Annotated in this window: 17 protein-coding genes, 1 tRNA gene, 1 pseudogene and 1 riboswitch; of the genes and pseudogenes, 6 read left to right on the top strand and 13 right to left on the bottom strand. The window is 75.3% G+C overall.

The window, feature by feature from the left end; all coding sequences use genetic code 11:
• Nucleotides 1-104 precede the first annotated feature (104 nt).
• Nucleotides 105-923 carry a shikimate 5-dehydrogenase gene (locus GTR02_RS10340; protein WP_166607404.1) on the bottom strand — a complete coding sequence of 273 codons (819 nt, stop codon included), beginning with the start codon at nucleotides 921-923 and terminating at the stop codon, nucleotides 105-107.
• 64 nt (nucleotides 924-987) lie between these two features.
• Here GTR02_RS10340 and GTR02_RS10335 point away from each other — a divergent pair, with 64 nt between their 5' ends.
• A complete protein-coding gene (locus GTR02_RS10335) occupies nucleotides 988-2,037 on the top strand; it encodes an LLM class flavin-dependent oxidoreductase (protein WP_338073724.1) in 1,050 nt (349 codons plus the stop codon).
• A 55-nt stretch (nucleotides 2,038-2,092) separates the two neighbouring features.
• On the opposite strand, the gene GTR02_RS10330 is transcribed toward GTR02_RS10335, so the two are convergent.
• The 5 genes from GTR02_RS10330 to GTR02_RS10310 form a co-directional block, all read right to left on the bottom strand.
• Nucleotides 2,093-2,165 (bottom strand) — tRNA-Ala (locus GTR02_RS10330).
• A 102-nt stretch (nucleotides 2,166-2,267) separates the two neighbouring features.
• Nucleotides 2,268-2,900, bottom strand: a complete 633-nt coding sequence (locus GTR02_RS10325; protein ID WP_166607402.1) for a histidine phosphatase family protein — start codon at nucleotides 2,898-2,900, stop codon at nucleotides 2,268-2,270.
• Between the two features lie 3 nt (nucleotides 2,901-2,903).
• Nucleotides 2,904-3,284 carry a ribosome silencing factor gene (gene rsfS, locus GTR02_RS10320; RefSeq protein WP_166607401.1) on the bottom strand — a complete coding sequence of 127 codons (381 nt, stop codon included), beginning with the start codon at nucleotides 3,282-3,284 and terminating at the stop codon, nucleotides 2,904-2,906.
• A gap of 122 nt (nucleotides 3,285-3,406) precedes the next feature.
• Nucleotides 3,407-4,015 carry a nicotinate-nucleotide adenylyltransferase gene (gene nadD, locus GTR02_RS10315; RefSeq protein ID WP_420814718.1) on the bottom strand — a complete coding sequence of 203 codons (609 nt, stop codon included), beginning with the start codon at nucleotides 4,013-4,015 and terminating at the stop codon, nucleotides 3,407-3,409.
• The gene (locus GTR02_RS10310; RefSeq protein WP_166607400.1) at nucleotides 4,012-4,164 is read right to left on the bottom strand and encodes a hypothetical protein; all 153 of its coding nucleotides are present in this window, start codon (nucleotides 4,162-4,164) and stop codon (nucleotides 4,012-4,014) included. The genes nadD and GTR02_RS10310 overlap by 4 nt, the downstream gene beginning before the upstream one ends.
• 134 nt (nucleotides 4,165-4,298) lie before the next feature.
• Between GTR02_RS10310 and GTR02_RS10305 the strand changes: the two genes are divergently transcribed.
• A complete protein-coding gene (locus GTR02_RS10305) occupies nucleotides 4,299-5,252 on the top strand; it encodes a glycosyltransferase (RefSeq protein ID WP_166607399.1) in 954 nt (317 codons plus the stop codon).
• Nucleotides 5,253-5,267: 15 nt separating this feature from the next.
• Here the strand turns inward: GTR02_RS10305 and GTR02_RS10300 are convergent, their stop codons facing one another.
• The 7 genes and pseudogenes from GTR02_RS10300 to GTR02_RS10270 all read right to left on the bottom strand — a co-directional run.
• Nucleotides 5,268-6,605, bottom strand: coding sequence for a glutamate-5-semialdehyde dehydrogenase (locus tag GTR02_RS10300; RefSeq protein WP_166607398.1), 1,338 nt, complete (start codon nucleotides 6,603-6,605; stop codon nucleotides 5,268-5,270).
• 58 nt (nucleotides 6,606-6,663) lie between these two features.
• Nucleotides 6,664-7,098, bottom strand: a complete 435-nt coding sequence (locus GTR02_RS10295) for a hypothetical protein (RefSeq protein WP_338073722.1) — start codon at nucleotides 7,096-7,098, stop codon at nucleotides 6,664-6,666.
• 17 nt (nucleotides 7,099-7,115) lie between these two features.
• Nucleotides 7,116-8,318: a glutamate 5-kinase gene (gene proB, locus GTR02_RS10290; RefSeq protein WP_166607397.1), complete on the bottom strand. Its 1,203-nt coding sequence runs from the start codon at nucleotides 8,316-8,318 to the stop codon at nucleotides 7,116-7,118.
• On the bottom strand, nucleotides 8,315-9,886 hold the full coding sequence (gene obgE, locus GTR02_RS10285) for a GTPase ObgE (RefSeq protein WP_166607396.1): 1,572 nt from the start codon (nucleotides 9,884-9,886) through the stop codon (nucleotides 8,315-8,317). Before obgE ends, proB begins: the two co-directional genes overlap by 4 nt.
• A 155-nt stretch (nucleotides 9,887-10,041) precedes the next feature.
• Nucleotides 10,042-10,308 (bottom strand): 50S ribosomal protein L27, encoded by a 267-nt coding sequence (gene rpmA, locus GTR02_RS10280; protein ID WP_166607395.1) that lies wholly within the window; start codon nucleotides 10,306-10,308, stop codon nucleotides 10,042-10,044.
• Nucleotides 10,309-10,317: 9 nt separating this feature from the next.
• Nucleotides 10,318-10,629 (bottom strand): 50S ribosomal protein L21, encoded by a 312-nt coding sequence (rplU, locus tag GTR02_RS23805; protein ID WP_166607394.1) that lies wholly within the window; start codon nucleotides 10,627-10,629, stop codon nucleotides 10,318-10,320.
• A 500-nt stretch (nucleotides 10,630-11,129) separates the two neighbouring features.
• A pseudogene (locus GTR02_RS10270) lies at nucleotides 11,130-13,449 on the bottom strand (Rne/Rng family ribonuclease); the annotation flags it as partial.
• Nucleotides 13,450-13,812: 363 nt separating this feature from the next.
• Nucleotides 13,813-13,913, top strand: a riboswitch (SAM riboswitch).
• 5 nt (nucleotides 13,914-13,918) lie between these two features.
• On the opposite strand from GTR02_RS10270, the gene GTR02_RS10265 reads away from it, so the two are divergent.
• The 4 genes from GTR02_RS10265 (at nucleotide 13,919) to GTR02_RS10250 (ending at nucleotide 17,355) form a co-directional block, all read left to right on the top strand.
• Nucleotides 13,919-14,062, top strand: a complete 144-nt coding sequence (locus GTR02_RS10265) for a hypothetical protein (protein ID WP_166607393.1) — start codon at nucleotides 13,919-13,921, stop codon at nucleotides 14,060-14,062.
• A 127-nt stretch (nucleotides 14,063-14,189) separates the two neighbouring features.
• Nucleotides 14,190-15,560, top strand: a complete 1,371-nt coding sequence (locus tag GTR02_RS10260; protein WP_338073721.1) for an ABC transporter substrate-binding protein — start codon at nucleotides 14,190-14,192, stop codon at nucleotides 15,558-15,560.
• Nucleotides 15,557-16,540 (top strand): carbohydrate ABC transporter permease, encoded by a 984-nt coding sequence (locus GTR02_RS10255; protein ID WP_166607392.1) that lies wholly within the window; start codon nucleotides 15,557-15,559, stop codon nucleotides 16,538-16,540. The genes GTR02_RS10260 and GTR02_RS10255 overlap by 4 nt, the downstream gene beginning before the upstream one ends.
• Nucleotides 16,537-17,355, top strand: a complete 819-nt coding sequence (locus tag GTR02_RS10250) for a carbohydrate ABC transporter permease (RefSeq protein WP_338073720.1) — start codon at nucleotides 16,537-16,539, stop codon at nucleotides 17,353-17,355. The genes GTR02_RS10255 and GTR02_RS10250 overlap by 4 nt, the downstream gene beginning before the upstream one ends.
• Nucleotides 17,356-17,433: the final 78 nt, after the last annotated feature.

The raw sequence follows: 17,433 nt of genomic DNA, 5'->3' as shown, positions 1-17,433 counted from the left end.
GCACGAGGGGGCGGGGCAGCGGATCGGGTCCGGTCGCAGCACTCACGACCTGGACTTCGACACCCGCGGGCCGCGACTGGAGGCGGCGGTCGGGTGACGCGCCGTCAGGCGCGCGCCGCCGCGGTGGCCCGGGCGACCTGCTCGTCGCTCGGCCGCACACCCGTGTAGAGGACGAACTGCTCGGCGGCCTGCAGCGCCACGACCTCCGTGCCCGTGACCACCTCGCGCCCCAGCTCGCGCGCGAGCCGCACCAGGGGGGTCTCCTGCGGCACGGCGACGACCTCGAAGACCGTCGCGGCGGCCTCGACCACCTCCCGCGCGACGGGGAGCCGGTCGGCGTCCGGCCCGCCGCTCATGCCGACGGGCGTCGCGTTGACCAGGAGCTGCGGGCGCTGCTCCCCCACCTCCGCGCGCCAGGCGGCGCCGTAGCGGCGGGCGAGGGCGGGGCCCGCGACGGGGTTGCGCGCCACGACGGTGAGGTCGGTGGACCCGCTGTCGCGCAGGGCGGCCACGACCGCCTTGGCCATCCCGCCGCTGCCCAGGACGACGGCGCTGTGCGCGGGCGGCACCGCGTGGGCGGCCAGGAGCTGCCGGACGGCCAGGTAGTCGGTGTTGTGCGCCACGAGGTGGCCGTCGGTGTTCACGATCGTGTTCACCGACCGGATCGCCTCGGCGGACGGCTCGAGGGCGTCCACGAGGGGGATGACGTCCTCCTTGAACGGCATGGAGATGCCCGCGCCGCGGATGCCGAGGGCGCGGATCCCCGTGATCGCGCCCGCGAGGTCGGTCGTCGTGAACGCCTTGTAGACGTAGTCGAGGCCCAGCTCCCCGTACAGGTGGTTGTGGAAGCGGGTGCCGAAGTCGCTGGGCCGCCCCGACAGCGACAGGCAGAGCCGGGTGTCCTTGCTGAGGCCTGGGTGCACGCCCGCAAGCTACCGGGGCCGGGGGGCCGGGAACACGGTCAGGATGTTGAGAGTTGAACGACCCGTGAAGCGCCTCGGGTTCCTGTCCTTCGGACACCACCAGCCCGTCCCCGGCTCGGCGACGCGCACGGCCGGTGACGCACTCCTGCAGACCATCGAGCTGGCCGTCGCGGCCGAGGAGCTCGGCCTCGACGGCGCGTACGTCCGGGTCCACCACTTCGCGCGCCAGCAGGCCGCTCCGTTCCCCGTCCTCGCCGCGATGGCCGCCCGCACGTCGCGCATCGAGGTCGGCACGGGCGTCGTGGACATGCGCTACGAGAACCCCCTCTACATGGCCGAGGAGGCCGCGGCCACCGACCTCATCAGCGGCGGCCGGCTCCAGCTCGGTGTCAGCCGGGGCTCGCCCGAGACGGCGCTCGACGGCTCCCGCGCCTTCGGCTACGTGCCGGGCGAGGGGCGCACTGACGCCGACATGGCGCGCGAGCACACCGCCCTCTTCCGCACGGCGCTCGCCGGCGCCGGTCTGGCCCCGGGCAACCCGCGGATGACGGGCAGCAGCGCGCTGCTGCCGGTGCTGCCGCAGTCGCCCGGCCTGGGCGACCGCATCTGGTGGGGTTCCGGCAGCCTGGCGACCGCCCGCTGGACCGCCGAGCAGGGCATGAACCTCATGAGCTCGACGCTGCTGGAGGAGGGCCGGGGCATCCCCTTCGGCGACCTGCAGGCCGAGCAGATCGCGGCCTACCGCGAGGCGTGGGCGGCCGCCGGCTGGACGCGCGAGCCGCGCGTCTCCGTCAGCCGCAGCGTCCTGCCCGTCGTGGACGACGAGGACCGGCGCTGGTTCGGCCCGCGCGCGGCGCGGGACTCCAGCGACCAGGTCGGCAGCCTCGACGGCGTCACGACGGCGCGCTTCGGCAGGAGCTACGTGGGCGATCCGGCACAGATCGCGGAGGACCTGGCGCAGGACGCGGCCGTGCAGGCGGCCGACACGCTGCTGCTGACCGTGCCGAACCAGCTGGGCGTGGACTACAACGTCCACCTGCTGAGCACGGTCGTCGAGCACATCGCGCCCGCGCTCGGCTGGCGGCCGCGGGCCGGCGCCCTCCCCCGCGCCTGACACGGGGCGGGGACGACGAAGGGCCGGTCGCTCGTGCGACCGGCCCTTCCGCGGGTGGAGCTGAGGGGATTCGAACCCCTGACCCCCTCCATGCCATGGAGGTGCGCTACCAGCTGCGCCACAGCCCCTTCCGCTGCCCGGACCCCGGGGAGTCCCTGGCAACGTCGTCCAGCATAGACCACGCTGAGTGCTGCTCCGCACCAGCCGGGAAGGCGGTGCGCCGGACAGCTTCAGCCCTCGACACCCTCGCCCGCACCGGGCGGCCCGACGTTGTACTCCTCGAGCGCCCAGCCGCGGGCGCGCCGGCCGAGGACCGCCCAGTGGGCGTTGCGGAAGCCCGCCACGGCCGTCCAGGACGTGAGCTCGAGCCCCAGCAGCCGCAGCAGCGCGCCCTTCAGCGCGGCCCCGTGCGCGGCGACGACGAGGGTGGCGCCGTCGGCGACGGCCGCGGCGTGCCGCTCGACGGCCCCGGCGGCGCGGTCGGCCATCTCGCTGCGCTTCTCACCGCCCCCGATGCGGACGTCGTCACCGCGGCGCCAGGCCGCGTAGTCCTCGGGCCAGCGCGCGGTGATCTCGTCGTGGGCGAGGCCCTGCCACTCCCCCGCGTGGACCTCGCGCAGCGCCGGGTCGAGCGTGGCCACGACTCCCGTGCGGGCCGTCAGCGCGGCGGCCGTCGCGACCGCGCGGCTGAGGTCGGAGGCGACCAGCGCGGCGGGGTCCAGCAGCGCCAGCTCGACCGCCGCGGCGCGGACCTGCCGCTCACCGAGGGAGTCGAGGGGGACGTCGAGCTGGCCCTGGAAGCGCCGCTGCTGGTTGTAGGGGGTCCGGCCGTGGCGCCAGAGGACGACGGTCGCCGCCGGCACCCCTCAGGCCCCGTGGGCCGCGTCGGCGGGGGCCGGCAGCTCGATCGCGGGGCAGTCCTTCCACAGGCGCTCGAGCGAGTAGTACTCGCGCTCCTCGGCGTGCTGGACGTGCACGACGATGTCGACGAAGTCGAGCAGGACCCAGCGGCCCTCGCGCTCGCCCTCGCGGCGCACGGGCTTGGACCCCGACGCCAGGAGCTTCTCCTCCACGGCCTCCGCGATCGCCCGCACCTGGCGCTCGTTGGGCGCGGAGGCGAGCAGGAACGCGTCGGTGATGAAGAGCTGGTCGGAGACGTCGAGGGCGATGACGTCGGTGGCGAGCTTGTCCACGGCCGCCGTGGCGGCGGTGGTCACGAGCTCGAGAGCACGCTCGGATGCGGGCACGGGACTCCCTTGCTGGTGGGCCCGGTGACCCGGTCGGGCCCCAGGCAGTTCCCTCCAGTGTCCCACGGCCCGCGCCCCGCCCGGCCCGCGCGAGGCCCGGCGGGAGCCGCCGCGCCGCCTCGTCAGCGGGTGAGGTAGAGCCCGTGCTTGCTGATGTGCTGCACGACGCCGTCGGGGACGAGGTACCAGACCGGGAGCCCCTCGGCCACGCGCCGGCGGCAGTCGGTCGAGGAGATCGACAGCGCCGGCACCTCGAGCAGGCTCACGTGCTCCGGCGGCAGCCCCGCCGTCGTCAGGACGTGCCCGGGCCGCGTCACCCCGACGAAGTGCGCGAGCGTCCAGAGCTCCGCGACGTCCTTCCACTGCAGGATCTGCGCCAGGGCGTCCGCGCCCGTGATGAAGTGCAGGTCCGCCTCGGGCCGCTGCTCGGCGAGCTCGCGCAGCGTGTCGATCGTGTACGTGAAGCCGCCGCGGTCGACGTCCACGCGCGACACCGTGAACCGCGGGTTCGACGCCGTCGCGATGACGGTCATGAGGTAGCGGTGCTCGGCCGGCGCGATGTCCTCGCGCGACTTCTGCCACGGCCGGCCGGTCGGCACGAACACGACCTCGTCGAGGTCGAAGCGCGTCGCGACCTCGCTGGCCGCGACCAGGTGGCCGTGGTGGATCGGGTCGAACGTCCCGCCCATCACCCCCAGCCGGGGGCGGCGGGGGGCGGCGTCCGTCGTCAGTGCCGGGTTCCGACGCTCTTGAACGCCCAGGTCACCATGAGCATCGCCATGAGGGCGCAGAACGCGATGATGCCGAAGGTGATGGCCGGCATCAGCGTGGAGGCTTCCTGACCCGACTGGGTGGCCTCGGCGACGAGTGCGTGCAGCATGGCGGTCCTTCCGGCGTCGGCGAGGTGCCGGATGCGCACCTCTGCCCCGAGTCTCGCACGCGCTCCCGGGGGTCCGCCCGCGGGTGGCGCCCGCGGGTCGTGACCCCCTGCCGGGCGTGCGCGAGGATCAGGGCGTGTCCGACGCCCCCGCGCTGTCCGTGGTCGTGCCGGCCTACGACGAGGCGGCCGTGCTCCCCGCGTTCGCCGCGCGGCTGCGGCCCGTGCTCGACGGCCTGGCCGCCGGCGGACGCCTGGACGGCTACGAGGTGCTCGTCGTCGACGACGGCAGCCGCGACGACACCCCCCTCGTCCTGGCCCGGCTGCGACGGCAGTGGCCGCAGCTGCGGGTCGTGCGGCTGCGCACGAACTCGGGGCACCAGGCGGCGCTGTCGGCCGGGCTGCGGCGGGCGCGCGGCCGCGAGGGCGTGCTGACGATGGACGCCGACCTGCAGGACCCGCCCGAGGTCCTGCCCGACGTGCTGGCCGCCGCCGCGACCGCCGAGGTCGTCTACGCGGTCCGCGGCGACCGCTCGGTCGACACCGCGCTCAAGCGCGGCACGGCCAGCGCCTTCTACCGGCTCGTGCGGCGCCTGGGGCTGGGCGCTCCGGCGCAGGCCGGGGACTTCCGCTGGCTCAGCCGCGCGGCGCTCGACGTCGTCCTGCAGCTGCCCGAGCAGCACCGCGTGCTGCGCCTCGTCGTGCCCGCCCTGGGGTTCGAGGCGGCCACGGTCGCCTACGTGCGGGCCGCCCGCGGAGCGGGACGCACCAAGTACCCCGTGCACCGGATGCTCGCGCTGTCCCTGGACGCCATCACGGGCTCCTCGACGGCGCCGCTGCGGCTGGCGACGCTGTTCGGCCTCGGCGGGGCCGCCGTGACCTTCCTGCTGCTGCTGTACGCGCTGGTGTCGTTCCTGTTCGGGTCCACCGTGCCCGGCTGGACGTCCACCGTCGCCGTCGTCGCCGGCGTGGGCACCCTGCAGCTGCTGTGCCTGGGCGTCCTCGGCGAGTACGTCGGGCGGCTGTACGTGCAGGCGCAGGGCCGGCCGGCCTACCTGGTGGCCAGCGACAGCGCCGACGACCCGCCGTGACCCCCGCCGCGGCGGTCAGGGGCGGACGTGCCCGTCGCCCAGGACGTGCCACGTCGTGGTCGTCAGCTCACCCAGGCCCATCGGGCCGCGCGCGTGCAGCTTCTGCGTCGAGATGCCGACCTCGGCGCCGAGCCCGAACTCCCCGCCGTCGGTGAAGCGCGTCGAGGCGTTGACCGCGACGACCGCGGAGTCCACGGCCGCCGTGAAGTAGTCCGTCACCCGCACGTCCGTGGCCAGCACGGCCTCGGTGTGCTGGGAGGACCAGCGCGTGATGTGGTCCACGGCCTGCTCGACGGAGTCGACGACGCCCACCGCGATCTCGAGCCCGTGGTACTCCGCGGCCCAGTCCGCCTCGGTGGCGGCGAGGGCCTCGACGCCGGCCGCGCGCGCGGCGGCCAGCGCGGCGTCGTCGGCGTGGACGAGGACGCCCGCGCCGCTGAGCGCGGCCAGCAGGGTCGGCAGGAAGCCGTCCGCGAGCGCGCGGTGCACGAGGACCGTCTCGGCCGCGTTGCACACGCTCGGGCGCGAGGTCTTGGCGTTGAGCACGACCTCGACGGCCTGCCCCAGGTCGGCCGAGGCGTCGACGTAGACGTGGCAGTTGCCGACGCCCGTCTCGATGACGGGCACGGTCGCCTCGCGCACCACGCGCTGGATGAGGTCGGCGCCGCCCCGGGGGACGAGCAGGTCGACCAGCCCGCGGGCCGTGAGCAGCGCGCCGACGCCGTCGCGGCCGAACTCGTCGATGCTCGTCACGACGTCCGCGGGCAGCCCGGCGGAGGCCACGGCCGTGCGGATCACGTCGACGAGGACGGTGTTGGTCGAGCGGGCCGCGGACCCGCCGCGCAGGACGACGGCGTTGCCGCTCTTCAGCGCCAGCACCGCGACGTCGACGGTGACGTTCGGCCGGGCCTCGTAGACGACGCCGAGCACGCCCATCGGCACCCGGACCTGCCGCAGCCGCAGCCCGTTCGGCAGCGTCGAACCGCGCACGACCTCCCCGACCGGGTCGGGCAGCGCGGCGACCTCGCGGACCGCGGCGGCCAGGGCGGCCACCCGGCCCGCGTCGACGCGCAGCCGGTCCAGCAGGTGCGGTGACGTGCCGCCCGCCTCGCCGCGGGCCAGGTCCTCCGCGTTGGCCGCGACGATGCGCTCGGTCGCGGCCTCGACGGCGTCGGCCACGGCGCGCAGCGCGGCGTCCTTGACGCCGCGCGTGGCCATCCGCAGCGGCCGGGAGGCGTCCTTGGCGCGACGGCAGGTGGCGAGCACGGCGGTCGTGACGTCCGCGGTCGTGATGTCCGCGGTCGGGGCGGCGGCGGTCGAGCCGCCCGCGGCGGCGTCGGCGACGAGGGTCATGGCGCCAGCCTACGGCGCGGGCGCGCCCGGTCCGGCGGGCCCGGCGGACGGGCCGGGCTCAGAAGGGCGCGATGTCGCCGAGGAGGTCGAGCGCCTGCCCGCCGCGGGCGCGTCGCGCCGGGCGCCAGGACCCGCGCGCCCGCTGTGCGGCGCGGTGCTCGACGGTCCCGCGGTCGACGACCTCGACGCCCACCACGCACCAGTCCGGCAGGCCCGCGCTGTCGCGGTGCTCGGGCCACAGCCGCAGCGCCATCGCGGCCGCGTCGTCGGCCCCCTCGGCCTCGTCCCAGTAGCGCAGCTCCGCGCGGTGGCCGGAGTAGCGCACGCTGGACAGGAACGGGCTCTCGGCCAGCAGGCGGTCCAGGCCGGCCCGCACCTCGGCGACGTCGGCGTGCTCGCCCGCGAGGGTCAGCGTCACCGACCACAGCGGCAGGGGCGGGGGCCCGGACGTCCCGGTCACGCCGTCCTGCGCTCCGGCACCGTCGTCGACCACAGGGCTCCTCGTGCTCGTCAGGACCTCACGCCGGCGGTGGACGTGCCCGCCCGCGCCCACGGGCGGCCGAGGAGCACCAGGTGGTCGCGGTGGACCACTTCGCGCTCGTACGCCGGCCCCCACTGCTGGGCCAGTTCGCTGGTCGTCCGGCCGAGCATGTCCGGCAGTTCTGCCGAGGAGTAGTTCACCAGCCCGCGGGCCAGCGCGTGGCCGAATCGGTCGACGAGGTCGACCGGGTCCCCCGCCCCGAAGCGGCCGGCGACCGCGGTCACCCCGGCCGGCAGGAGCGACGAGCGGCGCTCGCGCACGGCCCGCACGGCCCCGTCGTCCAGCTCGAGGCGGCCCACCGGCGTGGCCGCGTGCGCGAGCCACAGCTGGCGGGTGCTGCGCCGGGTCCCGCCCCGGCCCGCGGGGACCGTGAACCAGGTCCCCACGTCCTCACCCGCGAGGGCGGGACCGGCCAGGGCGGCCGACGTGACCAGGGCCGGGACGCCCGCGGCGACCGCGATGCCGGCCGCCTCGACCTTGGTCGCCATGCCGCCCGTCCCGACCCCCGCGGCGCCCGCCGCACCGACGGTGACCTCCGCGAGGTCGGCCGTGCCCCGCACGACCTTCAGGCGCCGCGCGCCCGGCTGCGACGGCGGCGCGTCGTACAGCGCGTCGACGTCGGAGAGCAGGACGAGCGCGTCCGCGCGGACGAGGTGCGCGACCAGCGCCGCGAGGCGGTCGTTGTCGCCGAAGCGGATCTCGTGGGTCGCGACCGTGTCGTTCTCGTTGACGACGGGCACGACACCGAGCGAGAGCAGCCGTTCCAGGGTGCGCTGCGCGTTGCCGTAGTGGCTGCGGCGCACGACGTCCTCGGCCGTCAGCAGCACCTGCCCGACGGTCAGCCCCGCGTGCGCGAAGGCCCGGGCGTACTCCGCGAGCAGCAGCCCCTGACCCACGCTCGCGGCGGCCTGCTGGCTGGCGAGGTCCCGCGGCCGCTTCGGCAGCCCCAGCGGCGCGAGCCCCGCCGCGATCGCGCCCGAGGACACGAGCACCACCTCGCTGCCGGCGTGGCGGCGGCGGGACAGGACGTCGACGAGCGCGTCCAGGCGCACCGCGTCCAGGCCGCCCGCGGCGCTGGTCAGCGACGACGAGCCGACCTTGACGACGAGGCGCCGGGCGTCGCGCAGCGCCTCGTGCGCCACGCCCCCGCGCCCCGTCGCCGGCGAGCTCACCGCAGGTCGTCGTCCTCGTCGGCGGCCGCGCCGACGGACTGCAGCCCGTCGGCGGCGAGGTCGTCGGCGGTCCAGTGCCCGGCCTTGCGCTCGGACTCCAGCTCGCCGCGGGCCTCGGCCTTGGCGGCGCGGCGCATCCGCTCGTCCTCGCGCTTGGTGGCGCGGGTCGGGCGCGAGTGGTCCTCCAGGCGCAGGTCCTGACCGCGCTGGCCCAGGACCTCCGCGCCCGAGACCATCGTGGGCTCCCAGTCGAAGACGACCGCGTTGGCCTCGTCGCCGATGACGACCTCGGCCCCCGCGACCGCGCCGGCCTTGAAGAGCTCGTCCTCGACGCCGAGGCGGGCGAGGCGGTCGGCGAGGTAGCCGACGGCCTCGTCGTTGCTGAAGTCGGTCTGGCGGACCCAGCGCTTGGGCTTCTCGCCCTTGACCCGGAAGCGGACGCCGCCCGTGACCTCGTCGCCGTACTCCTCGCGCGTCACGGTGAAGCCCGCGTCGTCGATGGCCCTCGGCGTGATGACGGTCCGTGTCGGCGCGGACTGCGGCGCCGCGGCCCGCGCGGCCGCCACGAGCTCGGCCATCGCGAAGGAGAACTCGCGCAGCCCCGCGTGCGAGACGGCGGACACCACGTAGACCGGGGCGCCGCGCGACTCGAGGTCGGCGCGGACGATGTCGGCGATGTCGCGCGCGTCCGGCACGTCGGCCTTGTTGATGACGACGATGCGGGGGCGGTCCTGCAGCGGCACGGTGCCGTCGTCGACGGTGTAGGCCGCGAGCTCGCGCTCGATCGCCTCGAGGTCGCTGACCGGGTCGCGGTCGGTCTCCAGCGTCGCGCCGTCCAGGACGTGGACGAGGGCGACGCAGCGCTCGACGTGGCGCAGGAAGTCCAGGCCGAGGCCGCGGCCCTCGCTCGCGCCCGGGATCAGGCCGGGGACGTCGGCGATCGTGTAGCGCACCGAGCCGGCCTCGACGACGCCGAGGTTCGGGACGAGCGTCGTGAACGGGTAGTCGGCGATCTTCGGGCGGGCGGCCGACAGGGCCGCGACGAGGCTGGACTTGCCGGCGCTCGGGAAGCCCACGAGGGCGACGTCGGCGAGGGTCTTCAGCTCGAGCGTGACGTCGCCCGACTCACCGGGCTCGCCGAGCAGGGCGAAGCCGGGGGCCTTGCGCTTGGTAGAGGCCAGCGCGGCGTTGCCGAGGCCGCCGCGACCGCCCGGCGCCGCCACGAAGCGGGTGCCGTTGCCGACCATGTCGGCGAGGAGGTCGCCGCGCGCGTCGCGCACGATCGTGCCGTCGGGGACGCCGATGACGAGGTCGGCGCCCTCGGCGCCCGTGCGGTGCGAGCCCTGCCCGGGCTTGCCGTTCTCGGCGTGCCGGTGCGGGCGGCGGTGGTGCTCCAGCAGGGTCGTCACCTGCGGGTCCACCTCGAGGACGACGCTGCCCCCGCGGCCGCCGTTGCCGCCGTCAGGACCGCCGAGCGGCTTGAACTTCTCGCGGTGGACGGACGCGCAGCCGTGCCCGCCGTCACCGCCTGCGACGTGCAGGACGGCGCGGTCGACGAAGGTCGTCATCAGGTACTCCGGTCTGCGACGCAGGTGCGTCGTTCGCTCTGCGGGACGTGCGGGGGCCTGCGGCGCAGACCCGGTGGTGCGGAGGAGCGGTGGAACGGACGGAGGGGCGGACCGGTCTCCCGGCCCGCCCCTCCGTCACACGGTGCTGTGTGTCGTCACTCGCCCGCGGGGACGAGACCGACGATGTTGATGACCTTGCGACCGCGGCGGGTGCCGAACTCCACGTTGCCCGGGATGAGGGCGAACAGGGTGTCGTCCCCACCGCGGCCCACCCCGGCGCCGGGGTGGAAGTGGGTGCCGCGCTGACGCACGATGATCTCGCCCGCGCTGACGAGCTGACCACCGAAGCGCTTCACGCCGAGGCGCTGCGCGTTGGAGTCACGACCGTTGCGCGAGGAGCTCGCGCCCTTCTTGTGTGCCATGAGCTGCAGTCACTCCCCGATGCTGGTGATCTTGACGCGGGTGTACTTCTGACGGTGACCCTGACGCTTGCGGTACCCCGTCTTGTTCTTGTACTTCAGGATGGTGATCTTGGGACCCTTGGTCTCCTCGACCACCTCGGCCGTGACCTTGACGCCGGACAGCGCCGACGCCGCCGACGTGACCGTGGAGCCGTCGACGAGCAGGAGCGGCTGGAGCTGGAGCGTGGAGCCCTGGGCCCCGCCGACCCGGTCGATGGTCAGGACGTCGCCGACCGAGACCTTCTCCTGCCGGCCACCGGCGCGGACGATCGCGTAGACCACAACGAACCCGTTTCTCTCAGAAGGACGAACTGGAGCGCCGCTGGGCGGCGATGGGACTGCCCGCGGCGCGCGCACGGATGCGCACCAGGGGTCGAGCGTACGGAACCCGTCCGGGCCGGTCAAAACGGCTCACCGGCGCGGACGGGTGCCGCGTGGTGGTCGGGTCAGTCGACCGGACCCGGGGCCGCCGTCGGAGCCGGCTTCCCGAGCCCCGGGGGCGGCGGCATCGGGATCGGCATGGCGACGCGCGGCAGGGTCACGGGCGCCCCGTCGGAGGAGACGGTGCTCGAGGCCGGGGCCCCGCCGCCGCCCCGGCTGCGGCGGTTGCCCGACCGGCCGCGACCGCCCGAGGAGCCCGACCCCGAGGAGCCGGACCCGGAGGAGCCCGACCCTGCGGAGCCCGACCCGGACGACCCGCCGGACCCGGACGAGCCCGCGGAGCCGCCGCCGGACGACGAGGCGGCCGAGGGGGCCGGCTCGGCCGGAGCGGCCGCGTCGAGCTCCTCCAGGACGGCCGCGAGGCCCTGCCCCGTGCGCTTGCGGGTCATCTGGACGAGCCCCAGCGAGGTCACCTCGGCGACCTGGTGCTTGGTCCGGTCCCGGCCCAGGCACTCGACGAGGCGGCGCAGCACGAGGTCGCGGTTGGACTCCAGCACCATGTCGATGAAGTCGATGACGATGATCCCGCCGATGTCGCGCAGCCGGAGCTGACGGACGATCTCCTCGGCGGCCTCGAGGTTGTTGCGCGTGACCGTCTCCTCGAGCGTCCCGCCCGAGCCCGTGAACTTGCCCGTGTTGACGTCGATGACGTGCATCGCCTCGGTCGGGTCGATGACGAGCGAACCCCCCGAGGGCAGCCACACCTTGCGGCCCAGCGCCTTCTGCAGCTGCTCGTCGATGCGGTGGGCCGCGAACACGTCCTCGTCGGACTCCCACCGCTCGAGGCGCTGGGCGAGGTCGGGAGCCACGTCGGCGACGTACTCCGAGACGGTCTCCCACGCGCTGTCGCCGGAGACGACGAGCCGCGTGAAGTCCTCGTTGAAGACGTCGCGCACGACGCGGACGGTGAGGTCCGGCTCGCCGTGCAGCAGCACGGGCGAGCCCTTCGACGACGCCTTCGCCTCGATGGCCTCCCACGTCGCCTGCAGCCGCTGCACGTCGGCCGCGAGCTCCTCCTCGGCGACGCCCTCGGCCGCGGTGCGCACGATGACGCCCGCGCCCTCGGGCACGACCTTCTTGAGGACCTTCTTGAGCCGGGCGCGCTCGACGTCGGGCAGCTTGCGCGAGATGCCGGTCATCGAGCCGCGGGGCACGTAGACCAGGTAGCGGCCCGGCAGGGAGACCTGGCTGGTGAGCCGGGCACCCTTGTGGCCGACGGGGTCCTTGGTGACCTGCACGAGCACGGAGTCGCCCGACTTCAGCGCGGCCTCGATGCGGCGCGGCTGACCCTCCAGGCCCGCCGCGTCCCAGTTGACCTCACCCGCGTACAGGACGGCGTTGCGCCCCTTGCCGACGTCGACGAAGGCCGCCTCCATGCTCGGCAGCACGTTCTGCACCCGGCCGAGGTAGACGTTGCCGACCATCGTCGTCTGCGCCTGCAGCGCGCCGTAGTGCTCCGTGAGGATCGAGTCCTCGAGCACGCCGATCTGCGTGCGGCCCTCCGCCTCCCGGATCACCATGACCCGCTCGACGCTCTCCCGGCGGGCGAGGAACTCGGCCTCGGTGAGGATCGTGCGCTTGCGGCCCTGCTCGCGCCCCTCGCGGCGACGCTGCTTCTTGGCCTCCAGGCGCGTGGAGCCCTTGAGCGCGGTGATCTCGTCCTCACCCGTGCCGCGCGTCTCGCGCGCCGCGGCGCGGCGCGGCTCGCGGACCCGCACCACCGTGTTCGGCGGGTCGTCGGGCGACGGCTCGTCCCCGGCCTCGGCGCTGCTCCCGCGACGACGACGGCGGCGACGGCGCCGCGAGGACCCGGAGGTCTCCTCGTCGCCGTCCTGCGCGTCGTCCTCGTCGCCGGCGGCGTCGGTCTCCTCCTCGTCGGCGGCGTCCTGGCCGGTGGCGGGGACGTCCTCGTCGTCCTCGGCCGCCGCGTCGGCGTCCTCGGACTCCCGGTTCGGGCGGCTGCGGCGGCCGCGGCCACCCCGGCGGGTGACGCGCCGGGGTGGCGGGCTGCTCGGTGACGGGCTGCTCGGTGACGGGCTGCTCGGTGGCGGGCTGCTCGGCGGCGGGTCCGGGGGCCGCCGTGCCACGGGTGGCCCGGCGGCGGCGGGCGGGCCGACGCGGGGCCGCCTCGGGCTCGACCGTCTCCTCGGCCGCGGGACCCGCCTCGGCGACCGGCTCGACGGGAGCGTCCTCGACCAGCGGGGCCGGGTCCACGACGGGAGCCGCGGCGTCCTCGACGACGGCGTCCTCGACGACGGCGTCCTGGGCCGGCGTGTCCGGGGCTGCGGCGTCCTCAGCCACGGCGGCGGGTGCCGGCTCGGCCGCCTTGCGCGTCGAGCGACGCGTGCGGCGCTTGGGCGCCGGAGCGGCGTCCTCGACGACCGGCGCAGCGGGGGCGTCGGCGGCGCCGGTCACGTCGAGGCGACCGAGCGTCGTCTCGGCCACGGGCGGCTCGACGAGGGGGGCGGGCTCCGGTGCCGGCGCGGGCGTCGCGGTGGACCCGGGCGCCCCGGAGCCGGTGTCCGAGGGCGTCTGGACCGGCGCGGGCGGCCCGGCGGGCCTGCTGGCGGCGCGGCGGCGGCGCGGCGCCTTCGCCGGTGCGGTGTTCTCTTCTGGCGTGCTCGTCACGGGGTCTCCCGTCGCCCGCAGCGCCAGCCACACCGGGACCCACTGCCGCTCGGGCGAACTCGTACCGGTCGTCGGGGCGGTCGACCCGTGCCCGACGGAAGTCCTCGTCGCACCGCCCGGCTCGCGCACTGTCTGCGCGTCGTCCAGGACGGTGCCGCCGAGGCTCCGCACGCACGTCCCGGGGACCCGGGGCGGGCGCTGCCCCGAGCTCGGCCCCGGGGCGCCAGCGGGGTCCTCAGGGGACCGCGGCGCTGCCCGGACGCCTCGCACGAGGGCGGCGATCGCATCGACGGGCCGGGCGCCCGGTGTGAAGGGAACGCTCGACCTCTCGCAGTCTCTCACAGCCCTTCCGCGCCGGGACGTCGCGCGCGCCGGAGATCCGCTACGCTCGCCGCAACACCATCCAGAGTGGCCGAGAGTCCTGGCTCGACGACGCCACAGCAACCACCGCGCGGTCCCGACCGCTCGGCAGGTGCTCCCGCCAGGAACGATGGAGGCTCGAGTGATCACCGCCACCCTGCTCGTCCGGCGCTACTTCGTCGACCTCGCGCGCACCTGCGGCGCGCTGTGTCGGCCGGTCCTGCTGTCCGGCACGTCCCGCCCGGGGCTCCCGTCGATGCCCGGGCCGGCGCGCCTCCTCGCCTGACGGCGCCCGGCTCCCCTCACCACCTGCGCGCACCGCTCGGCGTCGCTCCGCGACGCACCTCCCCGCCGGCACCGGCCGGCGGCCCCCCTCCGTCGGACCGTCGCGTCCGCGCACCCCTGGAGCTCCCGTGCCCACGCCCCTGCCCTCGCGCCCGTCCACCTCCCGCGCCCTGCTCTCACGTCGCCGGCTCCTCAGCACGGCGCTCGGCGCCGGCACCCTCGCCGCGACGGGCTCCCTCGCCGCGTGCGGTGGCGGCGCCGACGCGTCCGCCCTGCCGTCGGGCTCCGCGGGCGACCTGAAGGGCGCCACGATCAAGCTGATGGTCAACCAGCCGCACCGGCTGGCGTTCACCGACCTGCTGGGGCCGGCCTTCGCGCAGGAGTTCGGGGGGAAGCTCGAGGTCACGGCGATCCCCTACGACCAGCTGACCAGCAAGCAGATCCTGGACGTCCAGGGCGGCGCCGGAGAGTTCGACGTCTTCGACTACTTCTACTTCGGCCTGGGCGACCTGGTCGACGCCGAGGCGCTGGTCGACCTCACCGACTGGATCGCGGGTGACCCGGGCATCGGGACCGGCGACTTCCTGCCCTCGATCTACGACCACTACACGCTGCTCGACGGCAAGCGGTACGGGCTGCCCTTCGACGGCGACACCCACGTCCTCTACTACAACGCCGAGGTCTTCGAGCGGTACGGGGTCGAGCCGCCGACCACGTGGGACGAGTACGACGCGGCCGCTGCGAAGATCACGCAGGACTCCGGCGGCAGCGTGTACGGCGCCATCGTGGAGGGCCAGCAGGTGCCCGTCATCCTGGGCTGCTCGTTCGTCAACCGCCTGGCCGGCTACGGCGGCTCCCTCCTCGACGGCGACGGGCGCCCCACCCTCACGAGCGACGCGGCCGTCGCGGCCCTGCAGCACCTCGTCGACGTGTCGCCCGCCGCGCTCCCCACGCCGCTGCAGACCGGCTTCGACCAGGCCAACGGCGCCTTCCTCTCCGGCCAGGGCGCCATGCTCGACACCTGGACCGACCTCGGCCTCAAGGCCCAGGACCCGGCGAGCTCGAAGATCGTCGACAAGTGGGGCGTGGTCCCGCTCCCGGTCGGCGGGTCGAACACCGAGCACCGGACCGCGCTCGAGGCGGGCTTCGGTCTCGGGGTGTCGGGCGGCTCGCAGCAGAAGGAGGTCGCGGCCGCCTTCGTGAAGTGGGCGACGGCCGAGAGGCAGAACTTCACGCTCGCCTCGACCGCGGGCTCGGGCATCGACCCCGCCCGCTCGAGCGTGCTGTCGTCGCCCGAGTACGCGGCCGCCGCCGGCATCGCGACCGACGCGATCCGCGAGGGGCTCGAGGGATCGCCCCTGGCCTGGCCCAAGACCGTCGGCGCCGTGAAGCTCATGCAGGACCTCGTGGACCAGCTGGCCCTGGCGCTGCAGGGCGAGCAGGACGCGCCGACCGCCCTCGCCAAGGCGCAGGAGACGTGGGAGGAGGAGATCGGATGACCTCCCCCGCCACCGCGGCCACCGCCGCGCCGTCCCCGGCCCCGCCGGGCGTCCCGCCGCAGGGCACGCGGGGCCGGGGTGCCGGGCGCCGGGCCGTGCCGGGCCGGCGACGCCCGGGGCACGTGTCGAGCTGGCTCGCCGCCCCGAGCCTCGCCGGCCTCGCCCTGATGCTCGTCTACCCGACCGTCTTCGTGGTCCTCCTGGCCGTGACGAAGTCGTCGCTGGCCCGCCCGCTGCAGCGCTGGACCGGTACGGACAACCTCGTCGACGCGTGGGAGTCGCTGGCCTTCGCGGGTTCGCTCGTCCGCTCGGTGGTGTTCGCCGTGGTCGCGGCGCTGCTGGCCACGGCCCTCGGCCTCGCGCTCGCCCTGCTGCTGCACGCGCGCGGCACGCGGTTCGGCCTCGTCGGCACCGTCCTGCTGCTGCCGCTGGTGACCCCGCCCGTCATGGTCGGCGTCGCGTGGAAGCTCATGCTCGCGCCCGTGGGCGGCGCGTTCACGGGCGTGTTCGACGCCCTCGGGTTCCCGGGCGCGAACCCGCTCGGCGACGGTGTCGGCGCGTTCTCCGCGCTCGTCGTCATGCACGTGTGGCAGTGGACGCCGCTGGTGACCCTGCTGGTGTTCGCGGCCCTGCTGGGCGTCGAGCACGAGCTGCGCGAGGCGGCGGCCCTGGACGGCGCCGGACCCGTGCGGACGTTCACGTCCGTCGTGTGGCCCGTCGTGCTGCCCAACGTCCTCAGCGTCCTGCTGCTGGAACTCGTGATCGGGCTGAAGGTGTTCGACCTCGTCACGGTCGTCACCCAGGGCGGTCCGGGCGTCTCGACCATCGTCACGAGCTTCGAGATCTTCCGCACCGGCATGCGGGGCAGCTACGAGATCGGCACGGCGGCGGCCGAGACGCTCGTCTTCGGCCTGCTGGTCGGCCTGCTCACCACCGCGGTGACCCTGCTGCGGGCGCGCGCCGTGCGGGCCGAGGGGTGACCGCGACCACGCTGCGGCGCAGCGGAGTCCGGCTGGTCCTGGCGCTGGTCGCCTTCGTCGCCCTGGTGCCCGTGCTGTTCCTCGTCTCGCTGTCGCTGCGCAGCGTCGACGACATCTCCAACGGCGGCTGGCTGCCCACGCGGCTGGTCTGGGACAACCTCACCGCGGCGTTCGAGACCGTGCCGCTCGCCACGATGCTGGCGAACTCGTGGGTGGTCGCGATCGGGGCGACCGTGCTCACGTCGGTCGTGGCGGTGCCCGCGGCCTACGTCACGGCCCGCGCGGGGGTTCGCGGCGAGCGGCTGCAGACACTGCTGCTGGCGTCCTACTGCGCCCCGCCGATCGTCGCGGTGCTCCCGCTGTACTACCTGCTCAAGCAGACGGACCTGACCAACTCCCTCCTCGGCCTGGTGCTCGTCAACGGCCTGGCCAACGTGCCCGTCGCGGTGTGGCTGCTGGACGGCTTCGTCCGGCGCGTGCCGCTGGAGGTGGAGGAGGCCGGCTGGGTGGACGGGCTGACCACCACGGGCGGGTTGTTCCGCCTCGTGCTGCCGCTGCTGGCGCCCGGTCTCGTGGCGGCGCTGCTCATCTGCCTGTTCCTCAGCTACAACGAGTTCCTGTTCGCGGTGTCGTTCTCTCAGAGCACCTCGAGCCAGACCCTCACGGTCGGCCTGTCGCTGTTCCAGGGCGACCGCACGGTGCAGTTCGGCCAGCAGGCCGCGGCCTCGCTGGTCGGCATCGTCCCCATGTACGTCCTGGCCGTCGTGGCCCAGAAGTGGCTCGTCGGCGGCCTGTCCGCCGGGGCCGTGAAGTGAGGCCCCGCATCGGGTGCCACCGGCACCACACCGTCGCACGAGACGACCACGACGGACCCACCCCCACCCACCTGGAGC

The organism is Kineococcus siccus, from assembly GCF_009906795.1.
GTDB lineage: Bacteria > Actinomycetota > Actinomycetes > Actinomycetales > Kineococcaceae > Kineococcus > Kineococcus siccus.
The sequence above is the reverse complement of the archived record's forward strand: the minus strand, read 5'-3'. Positions and strand labels throughout refer to the sequence as shown.